Origin of the sequence: Azospirillum lipoferum (assembly GCF_024170005.1) — a bacterium.
Taxonomy (GTDB): Bacteria; Pseudomonadota; Alphaproteobacteria; order Azospirillales; family Azospirillaceae; genus Azospirillum; species Azospirillum lipoferum.
In genome coordinates this window covers 374,510-389,447 of sequence record NZ_JALJXJ010000001.1, presented here as the reverse complement: position 1 = coordinate 389,447, position 14,938 = coordinate 374,510, and the positions used below count along the sequence as shown (strand labels likewise).

The 14,938-nt window shown below is 66.7% G+C and carries 14 protein-coding genes, 1 tRNA gene and 2 pseudogenes; 7 read left to right on the top strand and 10 right to left on the bottom strand.

The features are described 5' to 3' along the window. Positions 1–15 precede the first annotated feature (15 nt). Positions 16–258, bottom strand: a pseudogene (locus J2848_RS01960) (transposase); the annotation flags it as partial. Between the two features lies 1 nt (position 259). Between J2848_RS01960 and J2848_RS36270 the strand changes: the two are divergent. Then, a pseudogene (locus tag J2848_RS36270) lies at positions 260–654 on the top strand (transposase); the annotation flags it as partial. A gap of 12 nt (positions 655–666) precedes the next feature. On the opposite strand, the gene J2848_RS01950 reads toward J2848_RS36270, so the two are convergent. The 6 genes from J2848_RS01950 to J2848_RS01925 form a co-directional block, all read right to left on the bottom strand. Then, a complete protein-coding gene (locus tag J2848_RS01950) occupies positions 667–864 on the bottom strand; it encodes a hypothetical protein (protein ID WP_149230765.1) in 198 nt (65 codons plus the stop codon). A gap of 184 nt (positions 865–1,048) precedes the next feature. After that, positions 1,049–1,124 (bottom strand) — tRNA-Ile (locus J2848_RS01945). A 133-nt stretch (positions 1,125–1,257) separates the two neighbouring features. Continuing rightward, positions 1,258–3,270: an RNA polymerase sigma factor RpoD gene (gene rpoD, locus J2848_RS01940; RefSeq protein WP_149230764.1), complete on the bottom strand. Its 2,013-nt coding sequence runs from the start codon at positions 3,268–3,270 to the stop codon at positions 1,258–1,260. A 198-nt stretch (positions 3,271–3,468) separates the two neighbouring features. Next, positions 3,469–5,379 carry a DNA primase gene (dnaG, locus tag J2848_RS01935; protein WP_149230763.1) on the bottom strand — a complete coding sequence of 637 codons (1,911 nt, stop codon included), beginning with the start codon at positions 5,377–5,379 and terminating at the stop codon, positions 3,469–3,471. Between the two features lie 116 nt (positions 5,380–5,495). Continuing rightward, complete coding sequence (locus J2848_RS01930; RefSeq protein WP_246193768.1) at positions 5,496–6,059, bottom strand: Uma2 family endonuclease; 564 nt, start codon at positions 6,057–6,059, stop codon at positions 5,496–5,498. Positions 6,060–6,193: 134 nt separating this feature from the next. Further along, entirely contained in the window at positions 6,194–6,655 is a 462-nt protein-coding gene (locus J2848_RS01925; protein WP_170307010.1) for a GatB/YqeY domain-containing protein, read from the bottom strand. Positions 6,656–7,024: 369 nt separating this feature from the next. Between J2848_RS01925 and carA the strand changes: the two genes are divergently transcribed. The 3 genes from carA (at position 7,025) to J2848_RS01910 (ending at position 9,621) form a co-directional block, all read left to right on the top strand. Then, positions 7,025–8,197, top strand: a complete 1,173-nt coding sequence (gene carA, locus J2848_RS01920) for a glutamine-hydrolyzing carbamoyl-phosphate synthase small subunit (protein WP_149230760.1) — start codon at positions 7,025–7,027, stop codon at positions 8,195–8,197. Between the two features lie 115 nt (positions 8,198–8,312). After that, positions 8,313–9,191 (top strand): EamA family transporter, encoded by an 879-nt coding sequence (locus J2848_RS01915; RefSeq protein WP_149230759.1) that lies wholly within the window; start codon positions 8,313–8,315, stop codon positions 9,189–9,191. A 52-nt stretch (positions 9,192–9,243) separates the two neighbouring features. Continuing rightward, on the top strand, positions 9,244–9,621 hold the full coding sequence (locus J2848_RS01910) for an HNH endonuclease (RefSeq protein ID WP_246193767.1): 378 nt from the start codon (positions 9,244–9,246) through the stop codon (positions 9,619–9,621). Between the two features lie 7 nt (positions 9,622–9,628). Here the strand turns inward: J2848_RS01910 and J2848_RS01905 are convergent, their stop codons facing one another. Together J2848_RS01905 and serA are read right to left on the bottom strand one after the other, a co-directional pair. Beyond that, the gene (locus J2848_RS01905) at positions 9,629–10,351 is read right to left on the bottom strand and encodes a hypothetical protein (RefSeq protein WP_246193766.1); all 723 of its coding nucleotides are present in this window, start codon (positions 10,349–10,351) and stop codon (positions 9,629–9,631) included. 99 nt (positions 10,352–10,450) lie between these two features. After that, entirely contained in the window at positions 10,451–11,695 is a 1,245-nt protein-coding gene (gene serA / locus J2848_RS01900; protein ID WP_149230757.1) for a phosphoglycerate dehydrogenase, read from the bottom strand. Between the two features lie 226 nt (positions 11,696–11,921). On the opposite strand from serA, the gene arsC reads away from it, so the two are divergent. The 3 genes from arsC (at position 11,922) to J2848_RS01885 (ending at position 14,333) form a co-directional block, all read left to right on the top strand. Beyond that, positions 11,922–12,263: an arsenate reductase (glutaredoxin) gene (gene arsC, locus J2848_RS01895; protein ID WP_149230756.1), complete on the top strand. Its 342-nt coding sequence runs from the start codon at positions 11,922–11,924 to the stop codon at positions 12,261–12,263. Between the two features lie 38 nt (positions 12,264–12,301). After that, a complete protein-coding gene (prmB, locus tag J2848_RS01890) occupies positions 12,302–13,234 on the top strand; it encodes a 50S ribosomal protein L3 N(5)-glutamine methyltransferase (protein WP_149230755.1) in 933 nt (310 codons plus the stop codon). 118 nt (positions 13,235–13,352) lie between these two features. Further along, positions 13,353–14,333, top strand: coding sequence for an alpha/beta fold hydrolase (locus J2848_RS01885; RefSeq protein ID WP_149230754.1), 981 nt, complete (start codon positions 13,353–13,355; stop codon positions 14,331–14,333). On the opposite strand, the gene J2848_RS01880 is transcribed toward J2848_RS01885, so the two are convergent. Further along, entirely contained in the window at positions 14,324–14,926 is a 603-nt protein-coding gene (locus tag J2848_RS01880) for a GNAT family N-acetyltransferase (RefSeq protein WP_149230753.1), read from the bottom strand. The two genes, J2848_RS01885 and J2848_RS01880, sit on opposite strands and share 10 nt — an antisense overlap. Positions 14,927–14,938: the final 12 nt, after the last annotated feature.

The following is a 14,938-nucleotide window of genomic DNA, read 5'->3' as shown; positions in this document are numbered from 1 at the left end:
TGTTTGACAACCGCTTCAGTGACAGCCTCGTCGGAGCAGCAGACTTGCCATGGCGAGCTTTATCATGCCACCGGAGACGTCGATCCGGGCTTCATAGTCTCGAACCAGACGTCTCCAGCGGGTCATCCATCCGAAGGTCCGTTCAACCAGCCAGCGCCGTGGCACGACCTTGAACCCCGGTTCGGTATCGGTTCGCCGAACCACTTCGACGGTGAAGTCGAGGAAGGCAGCCTTGTCCATCAGCTTCTTACGATCATAGACCTTCATCGCCGCCCTGCGCTGCGATGGCCTGACCGCCCCCTGGATCATCAAGGGCGCGATGAACCGAGTGCTCTTCGAGACCTATGTCGAGACCCAACTCGCCCCGACCTTGCGGCCGGGCGGCGTCGTCATTCTCGACAACCTGTCTTGCCACAAGAGCGAAAAGGCCAAGGCCGCCCTCAAGCAGCGTGGCGCTTGGTTTCTCTTCCTGCCGCCTTACAGTCCCGACCTCGATCCCCTCGAGATCGCTTTCTCCAAGCTCAAGGCCCATCTCCGGCGCATCGGCGCCCGCACCATCGACGAACTGTGAAAGCCGTCGGTTCAATCTGCGACCTCTACACACCCGAGGAATGCTGGAACTACCTCAGGCACGCAGGATATGCGGCAGATTAAACGCTCGAGACTCTAGCCGATGCTCTGAAGGCCATTGAAGAGGCCATGGGAGAGGTGCGCAAGCACCTGAAGCGCGTCCAGATCGACCACCCACAGGCGGCGCTCGGTTCCGATCCCATGATCAGCCTCACAGGCCGCGCGCGCCGGCACGGGATCGGCGAAGACAAGCGGCAGGAGGTCCGGCAACTCATCTTGTCCGGCCTGCCGCATGCCGAAGTGGTCCGACGGACGGGCGTGTCGAGTGGCACGGTGAGCGCGATCCGGCAGGAGCTGAAGGCGGCCATGCCGCTCTACCGGAACACGGAGTTCGGCGATTGCGTGCCGCTTGCGTGCCGCTTGCGTGCCGCGATAGTGACGAGGACGCCGACAGCCTGTCGGAAACCTTTGGAAAGGTTGGTGGGCCCGGCCGGATTCGAACCGACGACAACACCGTTATGAGCGGCGCGTTCTAACCGCTGAACTACAGGCCCTACCGCGGGGCGCACTTTGCGACAAAGCTTTGGGGAAATGCAACCCCTCGTTCACCGTTCCGACACAGGAAGCCGAAAACGAAAACGGGGGCCGAAAAGCCCCCGCTCCGTCTCGAAAAACAACTCTCCCGGATCAGGTATCCAGGAAGCTGCGCAGCTTGCGCGACCGCGACGGGTGCTTCAGCTTGCGCAGCGCCTTCGCCTCGATCTGCCGGATACGCTCGCGGGTCACGTTGAACTGCTGGCCGACCTCTTCCAGCGTGTGGTCGGTGTTCATGCCGATGCCGAAGCGCATGCGCAGCACACGCTCTTCGCGCGGCGTCAGCGAGGCCAGGACGCGGGTCGTCGTCTCGCGCAGGTTCGCCTGGATGGCGGCGTCCAGCGGCAGGACCGCGTTCTTGTCCTCGATGAAATCGCCGAGATGCGAATCCTCCTCGTCGCCGATCGGTGTTTCGAGGGAGATCGGCTCCTTGGCGATCTTCAGGACCTTGCGGACCTTCTCCAGCGGCATCATCAGACGCTCGGCCAGTTCTTCCGGGGTCGGCTCGCGGCCGATCTCGTGCAGCATCTGGCGGCTGGTGCGGACCAGCTTGTTGATCGTCTCGATCATGTGGACCGGGATGCGGATGGTCCGCGCCTGGTCCGCGATGGAACGGGTGATGGCCTGACGAATCCACCAAGTGGCGTAGGTCGAGAACTTGTAGCCGCGCCGGTACTCGAACTTGTCCACCGCCTTCATCAGGCCGATGTTGCCCTCCTGGATCAGGTCCAGGAACTGCAGGCCGCGGTTCGTATACTTCTTGGCGATGGAGATGACGAGACGCAGGTTGGCCTCGACCATCTCCTTCTTGGCGCGGCTCGCTTCCTTCTCGCCCTTCTGGACGGTGGAGACGATGCGGCGGAACTCGTTGATCGGCAGGCGCGCTTCCTCGGCGACGTTGGAGATCGCCTCGCGCGTCTTGCGGATGTCGCCGTCGTACTTCTCCGCGAACTTGCCCCAGGTCTTGGGGTTCAGGCCGCGGATGCGTTCCAGCCAGTTCGGGTCCAGCTCATGGCCGAAATACTGGTTCAGGAAGTCCTCGCGCTTCACCCGGCACTCGGTGGCCATGCGCAGCAGACGGCCTTCGAAGCCGGTCAGCTTGCGGTTCAGGCCATAGAGCTGCTCGACCAGCTGTTCGATGCGCTGGTTGTTCAGGCGGACGGTGTTCATCAGCTCGACCATTTCGAGCTTCAGCTTGTCGTACTTCTTGTCCGTCTGCTTGCCGACGTCCTCACCGCGCTGCATCGCCGCCATGCGGGACTCGTGCAGCTTGTGCAGCTTGTCGTAGGTCGCCTTGATGTTCTCGAAGGTCTCGATGACCTGCGGCTTCAGCGCGGCTTCCATCGCGGACAGCGACAGGCTGTTCTCGCCTTCTTCGCCTTCCTCGCCCTCTTCACCCTCGCCTTCGGCGCGCGGCGGGCGCGGCTCGTCGCCTTCCTCGTCGGCCGGCGCATCGGCGGCGGGAGCGGCACCGGGGGTGCCGGCAGTGCCGGCGGACTCAACCGCCTCGGCCAAGCCCTCCGGCATCTCCTCGCCGTCCGGGCCGCCGCCATAGGTGGCGTCCAGATCGATGATGTCGCGCAGCAGCATCTTCCCTTCCATCAGGGAATCATGCCACTCCAGGATGGCGCGGATGGTCAGGGGCGATTCGCAGATCGCGCCGATCATCATCTCGCGGCCGGCTTCGATCCGCTTGGCGATGGCGATTTCGCCCTCGCGCGACAGCAGCTCCACCGACCCCATCTCGCGCAGATACATGCGCACGGGGTCGTCGGTGCGGCCGATGTCGTCGTCGTCGAGATTGCCCGACGAACGGCCTTCGCCCTCGCCGCCGGCCTCGCCGCTGTTCTCCGAATCCTGCTCTTCCGATTCGACGATGTTGATGCCCATCTCGGACAGCATCGCCATCGTGTCTTCGATCTGCTCGGACGAGGACGAATCCTGCGGCAGCGCTGCGTTCAGCTCGTCATAGGTGACATACCCGCGCTCCTTGCCGCGGGCGATCATCTTCTTGACGGCCAAACCCATGCCGTCCATCAGAGGACCGTCTGCGGATTCCTCCCGCGTTTCGGAAACTTCCACGCTGTTCGCAGCTTTCGTGGCCATGCGATCGGTGCCCCCGCATTACCCCAGTGAATAAAGACGAAAGGAGCGCCCGGTCCCGGTTGCCCGGCCCGTCCGCCCCACCCCCAAACCATGTATCTACCCAGAACCCGCCATCACAGAACCTGTCATGCGGCCCCGTCCTGTTGCCCTGTACCCATCAACCGACACCCGATTGCCGATGACACGCATCATCAACCGTCAGACATCGTCAAAGTCACTGTCGTCCGCGATACCCAGACCGGACTTGATGACCTCCTGCTGAAGAGCCACGACCCTCGCGAAGTTGGCCTCGCTGTTGTCACGGGTCAAAGCCGCCTTCGCTTCCCTAAGATCGTCGAGCACCCGCTCGTGATGCAGATGCCGCCACGCAGGCCACCATCCCTTCCGAGCATCCTCCGTGGAGGCGTCCGGACGGGCGAAGCCGGCATGGACATAGGTCGACTCGCTTAGCAAAGCACCGACCATCGTCTCATGGCCGGCGGATGACAAGTGGCGACAAAGCGCAGCGGCGTCAAGTGTCGAGTCGTGGTTGCGGTCGTCGGAAAGGCATTCGATGACCGCCCAGCGCAGTTTTTCCAGCTCCGGGTCACCGAATGGCAACAGCCCCAGCGGCTCGGCCAGTTCGCCGAACAATTCCGGATGATTGATCAGGGAGGCCAGCAGGATGCGCTCCCGCATCGAGGCGAGGCGCGATGCCCGGCCACGCCCCTCCCCCACCGGCTTGGAGGTCAGGCGTCCCGGCGTGCCCGGAACATGGCGGCGCGGCGCCTCGCCGAAACGGCCCCGCCCCTGCCCCGGCACCCATGGCCCCCGGCTATAGCCCTGCCGCACCGGGGCGAAGGCCTCGTCGACGCGGCGCCGCATCTCGGTGCGGTAGAAGCTCTGGACATCGCGGTCGGCGATAGTGGCGACGCGGGCCTCCACCGCCGCCTTCACCGCGGCCTTGGCCTCCGGCGTGTCGGTCGGCCGGCCTTCGCTCTCCATCCGCCACAGGGCGTCGGACAATGGGATCGCCGCCTCCAGCACCGCCCCCATCGCCTTCGGCCCATGGGCGCGGATCAGGCTGTCGGGGTCCTCCCCCTCCGGCAGGAAGGCGACGCGGGCCGACTGGCCGGGGGCGAGGTGCGGCAGAATGCGCTCCACCGCCCGCCACGCCGCGCGCCGGCCGGCATTGTCGCCGTCGAAGCACAGAAAGGGCACCTTCTCCGCCGCCGGGATCAGCTTCCACAGTTCCTGCACCTGCGTTTCGGTCAGCGCGGTCCCCAGTGGGGCCACCGCCCCCTCGAAGCCGGCGCGGACCAGCGCGATCACGTCCATATAGCCTTCGGCGACGATCACCGGCTTGCCGTCCGCCGCCGCCTGCCGTGCCCGCGACAGGCCGTAGAGAAGCGTGCCCTTGTGGAAGAGCGGGGTGTCGGCGGTGTTGACGTATTTCGGCCCGTCGCCCTCCAGGATGCGTCCGCCGAAGGCCACAACCTGCCCGCGGCGGTCGGTGACCGGGAACATGACGCGGTTGCGGAAGAAGCTGTAGGGCGCCCGGCCGTCGTCCGGCCGCTTCAGCAGCCCGGCGTTGACCATGTCCTCGTCGGAAAAGCCCTGCTTGCCGAGATATGTCCGCAACGCGTTCGAATCGCCGGGCGCGTAGCCCAACCGGAAGCGGGCGATGGTCTCGCCGTCCAGCCCGCGCCGCATGAAGTAATCCAGCCCCGGCCGCCCGGCGGATGTGTGCAGCTGCTGCTCGAACCAGCGCGCCGCCTGCTCGACGAGGTCGTGCAGGGTCTTGCGCCGCTCGTAGCGCTGGCGGTCCTCCTCGGTCGGGCGCGGCACCGGCAGCCCGGCCTCGCCGGCCAGATGCTCGACCGCCTCGGGGAAGCCGAGATTGTCGTGGCGCATGACGAAACCGATGATGTCGCCATGGGCGCCGCAGCCGAAGCAATGGAAAAAGCCCTTCTGGTCGTTGACGTAGAAGGACGGCGATTTCTCATTGTGGAAAGGACAGGGCGCCTTGTACTCGCGGCCGGCGCGGATCAGCCGCAGCCGTTTGGAGACCACTTCCGACAAGGTCAGCCGGGTGCGCAGTTCTTCCAGGAATTGGGGCGGAAAAGCCATGGTCGAACGGTCACCGGGGTACGGAGGGCATGGGCAGGGGCGATGGGCGCTAGGCTATAGCAGAGGCATAGTATGGGAACCAGCACAGCCGCCCCCAAGGGCGCAGATGGTGCTGCTCAGTCAGGCTGCCTGACGAGATGCGTCCCGGCATAGAGCGTGCGCAGAGGGGCCTCGTAGCCGATGCTGTCCAGACCCAGCACGCCATCCACCATGATCACCAATGGGCTCTCCGGCCAGCTTCCGTCCGCCTGCCGGCGCAGAAGCTCCGCACCGACCCCGGCCGTCCACAACACAAGGATTTCGCGGACCGACGGCAGCGTGGTGTAGGTCCAGACATTCTCCCAGGTCTCAGCCTCGTTGCTGGGCGAGAGGATCTCGATCAGCAGGACCGGATCGGGCAGCGTGCGCAGCCCCCGTTCGTCGGGCGTGCAGGTCACGCCCAGGTCGGGGATGCGCAGGTTGTGGCTGGAGCAGACGCGGGGCTGCACGCCCGGAGCTGTCACGACATGACAGCCGGGGGCACGGTCGGCCAGATGGTTGCCGATCAGGCGGGCGACCGTGCTTTGCAGAATCCCGTGCGTGATGTTCGCCCGTGCCATGGCGCGCGGTTCGCCATTCACCAGTTCGTACCGCGTGTCGGTGCCGTCGCCATTCCAGTCCAGCAACTCCGAGACGGTCATGCCTGAGAAAGTGGGCCTGCGGACCGCAACCATTCCACCGTCCTCCCGACTGCTGCACCGGCCTGCCGTCTGCTTTATGGGGGCCAAGCCTAGCCTTGACGCCCCGCTGCGGCCAACGCCCCTTCCGCCCGGCCTTACTTCCCGGACAGCCGCGCCTTCACCAGACCGCCGGCCTTGGCGAAGTCCATCTGGCCGGCATGGCGGGCCTTCAGCTCGGCCATCACCTTGCCCATGTCCTTGATGCTGGCGGCGCCCAGTTCGCTCACGATGGCATCGATGGCGGCGCCGGCTTCCTCGTCGCTCATCTGCCTGGGCAGGAAGCGTTCGATGACCGCGATCTCCTCGCGCTCCTGCTGGGCCAGTTCGGGGCGGCCGCCCTGCTCGTACATCCCCGCCGATTCGTTGCGCTGCTTCACCATGGACTGCAGCATCGACAGGATGCCCGCCTCGTCGATGCCGTCGGTCACGCCGCGGCCCCGGGCGTCGATGTCACGGTTCTTCAGCTCGGTGAGAATCAGGCGCAGGGTGGACACCGCGCGCTGGTCCTTCGCGCGCATCGCATCCTTGAGGCCGTCGTTGAACTGCGTGCGCAGCATCATGTCGCGTCTTCCTTGGTTCGTCGGGCCGGGATGGAAGGCCCCGGCCGGACAGTCGACTATTCCGAAAATGGCCGCCGATTGCCATGGCAAAAGCCCCGGCCGCCAAACGGCCACCCCGGAACCGTCCGACTTTGTCGGCGGATCAGGGCCGCCTTGCAAAGCTATTGCTGGAAATCGGGCGTCCAATCGTCATATAGGATGTCCGGCCCATCCGATCAGCCCACTCGATCCCACATAACCGCTTGATTCCAGCGGAGGTGGGGTGCGAGCGGCTACGTGTGCGCGCCCGGCGGGACGCTAGGCCGTCGCCGTTCCGCCGATCACCCGATCCGTCGCCGGCCGCGGTTTTTGGGAAGGTTCACAGGAATGACTCTCGCCACTCCCCCCTCCGACAATGCGGTTCACACCGGCGTCCTGGTCCTGGCCGACGGCACCGTGTTCCGCGGCCGAGGCATCGGCGCCGCGGGGGATTCGGTGGGCGAGGTGTGCTTCAACACCTCCATGACCGGCTACCAGGAGATCCTGACCGATCCCAGCTATGCCGGCCAGATCATCACCTTCACCTTCCCGCACATCGGCAACACCGGCGCCAACGTCGAAGACATCGAGACGATCACGCCCGCCGCCCGCGGCCTGATCCTGCGCGCCGACATCACCGATCCGTCGAACTGGCGCGCCACCCGCCACCTGGACGACTGGCTGAAGAGCTACGGCCTCGTCGGTCTGGCCGGCATCGACACCCGCCGTCTGACCCGCCGCATCCGCGACCTGGGCGCCCCCAACGGCGTCGTCGCCCATTCCCCGGACGGCAAGTTCGATATCAACGCGCTGGTCGCCAAGGCCAAGGGCTGGCCGGGTCTGGAGGGCATGGATCTGGCCAAGGACGTGTCCTGCCGCCAGACCTACGACTGGACCGAGGCCGGCTGGACCATCGGCGGCGGCTACGCCACCCAGGACAAGCCGCAGTATCATGTCGTCGCCATCGACTACGGCGCCAAGCGCAACATCCTGCGCTGCCTCGCCGCCGCCGGCTGCAAGGTGACGGTGGTTCCCTCCACCGCCACGGTCGAGGACGTGATGCGCCACCAGCCGGACGGCGTCTTCCTGTCCAACGGCCCCGGCGACCCCGCCGCCACCGGCGAATATGCCGTGCCCACCATCAAGGGCCTGCTCGACACCGGCGTGCCGATGTTCGGCATCTGCCTCGGCCACCAGATGCTGTCGCTGGCGCTTGGCGCCAAGACCACCAAGATGCAGCAGGGCCACCGCGGCGCCAATCATCCGGTCAAGGACCTCGCCAGCGGCCGGGTGGAGATCACCAGCCAGAATCACGGCTTCGTCGTGGTGCCGGAAACCCTGCCGGCCGATGCCGAGGTCACCCATGTCAGCCTGTTCGACGGCACCAACGAGGGCATCCGCCTGAAGGGCAAGCCGGTCTTCTCGGTGCAGTACCACCCGGAAGCCTCGCCCGGCCCGCAGGACAGCCACTATCTGTTCGACCGCTTCGTCCAGTTGATCGCCGAGAAGAAGGCGGCCTGACGGTCACGAAAAGCAGTCACGCTGAAAAGGGCGTCCCGGCGGGGCGCCCTTTTTCTTTACCGGCATCCGCGACCTGACACCCGACATTCCATATCCGAATAGGGAAAACCGGAACATGGCCCGGTCCACCGACCTGCTGCTGACCGCAATCGCCCCGGCGATCTGGGGCAGCACCTACATCGCCACCACGGAACTGCTGCCGCAGGGCTACCCGATGACGGTCGCGCTGCTCCGCGCCCTGCCGGCCGGGTTGCTGTTGCTGCTGCTGGTCCGCCGACTGCCGTCGGGCTGCTGGTGGGGACGCTCGCTGATCCTGGGAGCGCTGAACTTCTCCTTCTTCTGGGCGATGCTGTTCGTCTCGGCTTATCGCCTGCCGGGCGGCGTCGCCGCCACCGTGGGCGCGGTGCAGCCGCTGATCGTCATCGCCCTGTCGCGCCCGCTTCTGGGGGCGCCGATTCGTCCATTGGCGGTCGCCGCCGCCATGGCCGGCATCTGCGGCGTCGCCCTGCTGGTACTGAAGCCCAGCGCCGCGCTGGATGGCATCGGGGTGCTGGCGGCACTGGCCGGCGCCGGGTCGATGGCGGCCGGAACCGTGCTCAGCCGGCGCTGGCGCCCGCCGGTGTCGCCCCTGACCTTCACCGCCTGGCAACTGACGGCGGGCGGCGTTCTGCTGGTGCCGGTGGCTCTCCTGCTGGAACCGGCGCTGCCGGTGCCGACGGCGGCCAACCTGCTGGGCTTCGTCTATCTCGGCCTGATCGGCGCCGCGATGACCTATATCCTGTGGTTCCGCGGCCTGTCGCGGCTGGAGCCCTCGGTGGTGGCGCCGCTGGGTTTCCTCAGCCCGGTGATGGCGGTGGTGCTGGGCTGGGCGCTCCTCGGCCAGTCGCTGACCGGCTATCAGATCGCCGGCATGGCACTGGCGCTCGGCAGCGTCTGGGGCGGCCAGCGCGCACAGGCTGCGCCGGCACCGGCGACGGCAAACGCGCGGGGCTGAAGGCGGCTTCCCGGCAGCGGCTTTCCGGATGGCGGGATCGCGCCATATCATCATGTCGCTCGGCACGCACCCTGCCCCGGACACCATGCGCCGCCTGCCACCCCCGCCCATCACCATCGCCGGCACCCGACAGGAAGAGGATCATCCCGCCTGCCCGCTCTGCGGCCGGCCGATGGTGCCGGGCGCCAGTCTGAACGAACACCATCTCGTCCCCCGCACCTATGGCGGGCGGGATACGGTGACGATGCACCGCATCTGCCATGCGAAGATCCACGCGGTGCTGACCGAACAGCAACTGCGCGACCAGTATCACGAGATCGACGCCCTGCGCGGCCATCCCGACATCGCCGCCTTCATCGGCTGGGTCCGCCGCAAGCCGCCGGAGTTTATCGACGGCCACGCCACCGACCGGCGGCGGCGCAAGCGCTGAGGACTCTTCAGCCCTGGCGAACGGTCCGCCGCGTGGCGGGTTTCGGTAGATAGTTGCGGGCTTCGCCATTGCAGACCCGGCTGACCCGCTCGTACTCCTCCACCGTGTCGACCTGGGCCTGCCGGCGGTCGCGCTCGCGGCCGAAATCCTGCATGATCCGCCGCATCGCCGATTCGAGCGGCCGGCGGATCGCCGCCATTGCCTGCGACTGGCTGCGGGAGCGGACCGGCGTCATCTCCGCGATCACCTGTTCAAGCCGGCTACGGACCTGCGGCATCGTCTCGCGCAGCAGAGCCTCGTCCACCGCGACGTGACGCATCTCATGCGCCAGAACCTCGCCATACAGGCAGGAATTGGCTGGGATCTCCCTGGCGACATGGACGATGCGCTGCTGGAAACCGAAGCTGATGGTCAGCGCACTGGCCGATGCGCAATAGGTTCCGTCGCCCATCGCCTTGAACAGGGCCGATACCTGGGACTGTTCGCCATAGCGCGCCTGGGTCAGCCCCAGCACATGGCTGTCGGCCGCGCTGACCGGTCCCGGTGTGCGTCCCGGCAACCGGGTGAGCTGCGCGATCGTCAGCGCGTCATCGCGCTGAATCGGCACCAGCACGGTGTCGAGGTCCAGCTTGGCCGGCGGAAAGCCGGCGCAGCCATTGGATTGAGCCGCAGCCGGCGAGGCTGCCAGCAGCATACCCAGAAGGGCGAGGAACAGGAGGCGAACGGTCATTCCAGCACTGTTACCGGGAAACCGTTCGCCCACAAGAGATTTGGCGGCGGGAGATATGGAGGAGGCGCCACCGCGAGTTGCCGGTGGCGCCCCGCCCCCTCAATGCTGAGAAGGGAACAGGAAGCGCGCCTTCAGCGTGCCTTCGATGGCGCGCAGGTCGTTGGCGACCTCCATCTCGTCGACGTCGCCGTTGACGTCCACCACCACATAGCCCAGCTCCGGATCGGTCTGGAGATATTGGGCGGCGATATTCAGGTCGCGGCCGGAGAACACCTCGTTCACCTTGCGCAGGATGCCCGGACGATTCTCGTGGACGTGCAGGAAGCGGGTGCAGCCGGCCTGTACCGGCAGCGCCACCTGCGGGAAGTTGACCGCGCCGACGGTGGAGCCGTTGTCCGAATACTCGATCAGCTTCTGCGCCACCTCGGTGCCGATGTTGGCCTGCGCCTCCATCGTCGACCCGCCGATGTGCGGGGTCAGGATGGCGGTCTTGATGCCGCGCAGCGCGCTCTGGAACTCTTCCTTGTCCGAGCCGGGCTCGACCGGGAAGACGTCGATGGCCGCACCCAGGATGTGGCCGGAGTTCATCGCGGCGGCCAGCGCCTCGATCTCCACCACCTGCCCGCGGGCGGCGTTGATCAGGTGGCTGCCCTTCTTCATGGCCGCCAGCTCACGCTCGCCGATCATGTTGCGGGTCTGCGGGGTGTCCGGCACATGCAGGGTCACCACGTCGGACACCGACAGCAGCTCTTCCAGCGAGTCGCAGGCGCGTGCATTGCCGAGCGCCAGCTTGCGCACGGTGTCGTAGAAGCGGACCTGCATGCCCATCGCTTCGGCCAGGATCGACACCTGGGTGCCGATATGGCCGTAGCCGACGATACCCAGCGTCTTGCCACGGATCTCGTAGGAGTCCTTGGCCGACTTCATCCAGCCGCCGCCATGGACCAGCTGCGACTTCTCGAAGATGCCGCGCATCAGCATGATGATCTCGCCGATCACCAGTTCCGCCACCGACCGGGTGTTGGAATAGGGGGCGTTGAACACCGGGATGCCGCTGCGACGCGCCGCCTTCAGGTCGACCTGGTTGGTGCCGATGCAGAAGCAGCCGACGGTGATCAGCTTCTGCGCCGCCTCGAACACCTTGGCGGTCAGATGGGTGCGCGAGCGGATGCCCAGGATGTGGACCGAGCCGATGCGCTCCAGCAACTCGGACTCGTCCAGCGCGCGCGGCAGCCGCTCGACGGAGGCGTAGCCGCCGCGGGCCAGCTCGTCGATGGCGTTGTCGTGGACACCTTCCAGAAGAAGGATGTTGATCTTGTCCTTGGAGAGCGAGAGCTTGGTCACGGCCGGCTTCCGTATCTGGGCATCGGTTCTGTTCCGTGAAGGCCCGCCCACCGGGATACGGCGCGTTTGGGCCCTTCGGAAAAGCGAGCGCGCAAAATAATACCAAAGCCGGCCCTTGTCACCTGAGGGATGTTGCGCCGCGGCGTCCGTTTCCGCATGCCGGATTGGCGCGCAACGCGGGTTGGGTGTATCAGTCTGACCGCTCTTCAAACCTGGAAAGCCTGCCATGAGCGACGTGACGATCTATCACAACCCGCGTTGCAGCAAATCGCGCGAGACGCTGGAGCTTCTGCGCTCCCGCGGCGTCGAGCCGACGGTGATCGAGTATCTGAAGACCCCGCCCAGCGCGGCGGAGCTGTCAGCCATCCTCGCCAAGCTGGGCAAGGGTCCGCGCGACATCACCCGCGCCAAGGAAGCGGCCGAGGCCGGCATCGCCAAGGATCTGGACGGCGAGGCGCTGGTCGCCGCCCTGTCCGCCAACCCAGCCGCCATCGAGCGCCCCATCGTGGTCAAGGGCGACCGCGCCCGCGTCGGCCGCCCGCCGGAGTCGGTCCTGGACCTGCTCTGACCCCCCACCTCCCCGCCCCTGACCGGAGTCCGCCGCCCGTGACCACCAAACACACCGCAGCAGCCGCGGCCGCCGAGCTGAAGACGATCCGCGATTTCCTGCGCTACGGCGTCAGCCGCTTCAACGAGGCCGATCTGGATTACGGCCACGGCACCACCACGGCCTTCGACGAGGCGGTGTTCCTGGTGCTGGAGACGCTGCACCTGCCGGTCGACCAGCTCGACCCCTATCTGGATGCCCGGCTGACCGCGGCGGAGCGCGAGGCGGTGGCGGGGATCCTCCATGCCCGAATCGATACCCGCAAACCGGCGCCCTACCTGCTGAACAAGGCCTATATCCAGGGCATCCCCTTCTATGTGGACGAGCGGGTGATCGTTCCCCGCTCCTACATCGGCGAGCTGCTGTTCTCCGACCTGTTCGGCGGCGACGACTTCACGCTGGTGGAGGATCCGACCTCGGTCGAGCGGGTGCTGGACCTGTGCACCGGCTCCGGCTGCCTCGCCATCCTCGCCGCCCGCATCTTCCCCGAAGCCCAGGTCGACGCTGTCGACCTGTCGCCCGACGCGCTTGAGGTGGCGAAGCGCAACGTCGCCGACAGCGGCTTCGAGGACCGCATCACCCTGCATCACGGCGACCTGTTCGCCCCGTTGAAGACGCGCAAGTACGACGTCATCATCACCAACCCGCCCTATGTCGACGCCGAATCGATGGACCTGCTGCCGCTGGAATTCCGTGCCGAGCCGGAGATGGCGCTGGCCGGCGGCGCCGACGGGCTGGACATCGTCCGCCGCATCCTGAAGGAAGCACCCAAGCACCTGACCCCGGAAGGCGGCCTGCTGTGCGAGTTCGGCACCGGCCGTGAAATCCTGGAGGCGGAGTATCCGCATCTCGACTTCCTGTGGCTGCAAACCGCCAACAGCTTTGGTGAGGTGTTCTGGCTGACGCGGGAGCAGTTGAAGGCGGGTAAGTGAAGGTGTGGGGAAGGGTTGGGGAGAGGGCAAAAAGCCCCATCCTGGGAACCCTTCCCCCCGCCCCCGGTTGTCCCCTCACGATGCTGCGCCGCAGCAGCAGCCTGAGAGGACCACTGCCATGACCGACCGCCGCTCCACCATCCTCAGGACCCTGGGCCTCACCGCGCTGACCCTGGGCGGGCTGGCCGTCGCCAACACCCTGGCGGCGCGGGCAGCCGAGCGCCGCTACCCCCCGGAAGGCCGTTTCCTCATCGTTGACGGTGTTCGCCTGCATTACATGGAGGCCGGCGAAGGCCCGCCGGTCGTGCTTGTGCACGGCAACGTCTCCGCCCTTGGCGATTCGCTGGCGAGCGGACTGTTCCAGCGGCTCGCGCAGAGCCATCGGGTAATCGCCTTCGACCGCCCTGGCATGGGCCACAGCGACCGCCCGCATGATCGGGATTGGACGCCGGAGGATCAGGCCGATCTGCTGGCCCAAGCCTTCGCCGCGCTGAACATTGAGAAGGCCGTGGTGGTCGGCCATTCCTATGCCACCCTGGTGGCCCTGGCCCTGGCGCTCGACCATCCCCGTACGGTGAAGGGGCTGGTACTGCTGGCCGGCTATTATTTCCCGACCAAGCGGGTGGACGCAGTTCTGGTGTCGCCATTGGCGACGCCGGTGCTGGGCAACCTGCTGCGCCACACCCTGTCACCGCCCGTTTCCAAGGCGATGATGCCGGGACTGCTGAAGACGCTGTTCTCGCCGCGCCCGGTGCCGGATCACCTGACAGAGAGTTTCCCCGCCGCCCTGACCACCCGCCCGGGCCAGCTGCGTGCCAATGCCCAGGACGGCATCACGATGGTACCCGCCGCCGAGCGCTTGCAGCACCGCTATGCCGAGGTGGCGGTCCCGGTGGCGATCTTCGCCGGCCATCACGACCGCGTGGTGGAGCAGGAGGAACAGAGCGGCCGGCTTCACCACGTTCTGCCCGACAGCACGCTGCACTGGGTGCCGGAGTCCGGCCATATGGTGCATTACGCCGATCCGGAACTGGTGGTGCGCCGGATCGACGAGCTGTCAGCCGAAAAGGCCGCCCGCCAGATCGCCGCTCACAGGTAACGCCGCATCAGGATGCTGCCACCCTGGTGCGGCAGCCGGGGGTGCCAGGGGATGGCGGCGCGGCCGATCTCCTCGAATCCCTCGCCGGCATAAAGGCGGAGGGCCGGTTCATTGTCGGCCCAGACATGCAGGGTGACGCGGTCGAAGCCGCCGGTACGTGCCCGGTCATAGAACCAGCCGAGCAGCCGCCCGGCGATCCCCTGCCGCCGCATGTCGGGATCGACCGCAATGGCCGACAGGAAATAGCTTCCCCAATCCAGCGTTTCGGAGAATTCAGCCATATGGGCAACACGGTCGGGCGGCAGGCCGCTGTAATCCTCCGTTCGGATCCAGTCGGTTGGATAGCCGTGGGCGATGCCGACCACCCGCCCATCCAGCTCCGCCACGCCGCTCTGCCGGTGCGACAGCGACCCGCTGCGCCCGGCCAGCCCCGGCACCAGCATCTCCGCTGCCGTCATTCCCGGCATCAGCCCGTCGAGCAGAAATTCATAGACCCCGCCCCCGGCAATATCGATCAGCCGCGCCAGTTCCGGCGCGTCGTCGGCATCGGCCGAACGAAGGCGGAGACGGTCGTCATTCAGGGCAGGGCTCACGGCAGAAACCTT

Coding starts and splice junctions, on each gene's coding strand:
- arsC (WP_149230756.1), top strand. CDS start 11,922: ATGAGCGACGTGACGATCTATCACAACCCGCGTTGCAGCAAATCGCGC.
- J2848_RS01930 (WP_246193768.1), bottom strand. CDS start 6,059: ATGACCGTCTCGGAGTTGCTGGACTGGAATGGCGACGGCACCGACACG.
- J2848_RS01950 (WP_149230765.1), bottom strand. CDS start 864: ATGCGGCAGGCCGGACAAGATGAGTTGCCGGACCTCCTGCCGCTTGTC.
- rpoD (WP_149230764.1), bottom strand. CDS start 3,270: ATGGCCACGAAAGCTGCGAACAGCGTGGAAGTTTCCGAAACGCGGGAG.
- J2848_RS01905 (WP_246193766.1), bottom strand. CDS start 10,351: ATGACCGTTCGCCTCCTGTTCCTCGCCCTTCTGGGTATGCTGCTGGCA.
- J2848_RS01885 (WP_149230754.1), top strand. CDS start 13,353: ATGACCGACCGCCGCTCCACCATCCTCAGGACCCTGGGCCTCACCGCG.
- dnaG (WP_149230763.1), bottom strand. CDS start 5,379: ATGGCTTTTCCGCCCCAATTCCTGGAAGAACTGCGCACCCGGCTGACC.
- carA (WP_149230760.1), top strand. CDS start 7,025: ATGACTCTCGCCACTCCCCCCTCCGACAATGCGGTTCACACCGGCGTC.
- J2848_RS01910 (WP_246193767.1), top strand. CDS start 9,244: ATGTCGCTCGGCACGCACCCTGCCCCGGACACCATGCGCCGCCTGCCA.
- J2848_RS01925 (WP_170307010.1), bottom strand. CDS start 6,655: ATGCTGCGCACGCAGTTCAACGACGGCCTCAAGGATGCGATGCGCGCG.
- J2848_RS01915 (WP_149230759.1), top strand. CDS start 8,313: ATGGCCCGGTCCACCGACCTGCTGCTGACCGCAATCGCCCCGGCGATC.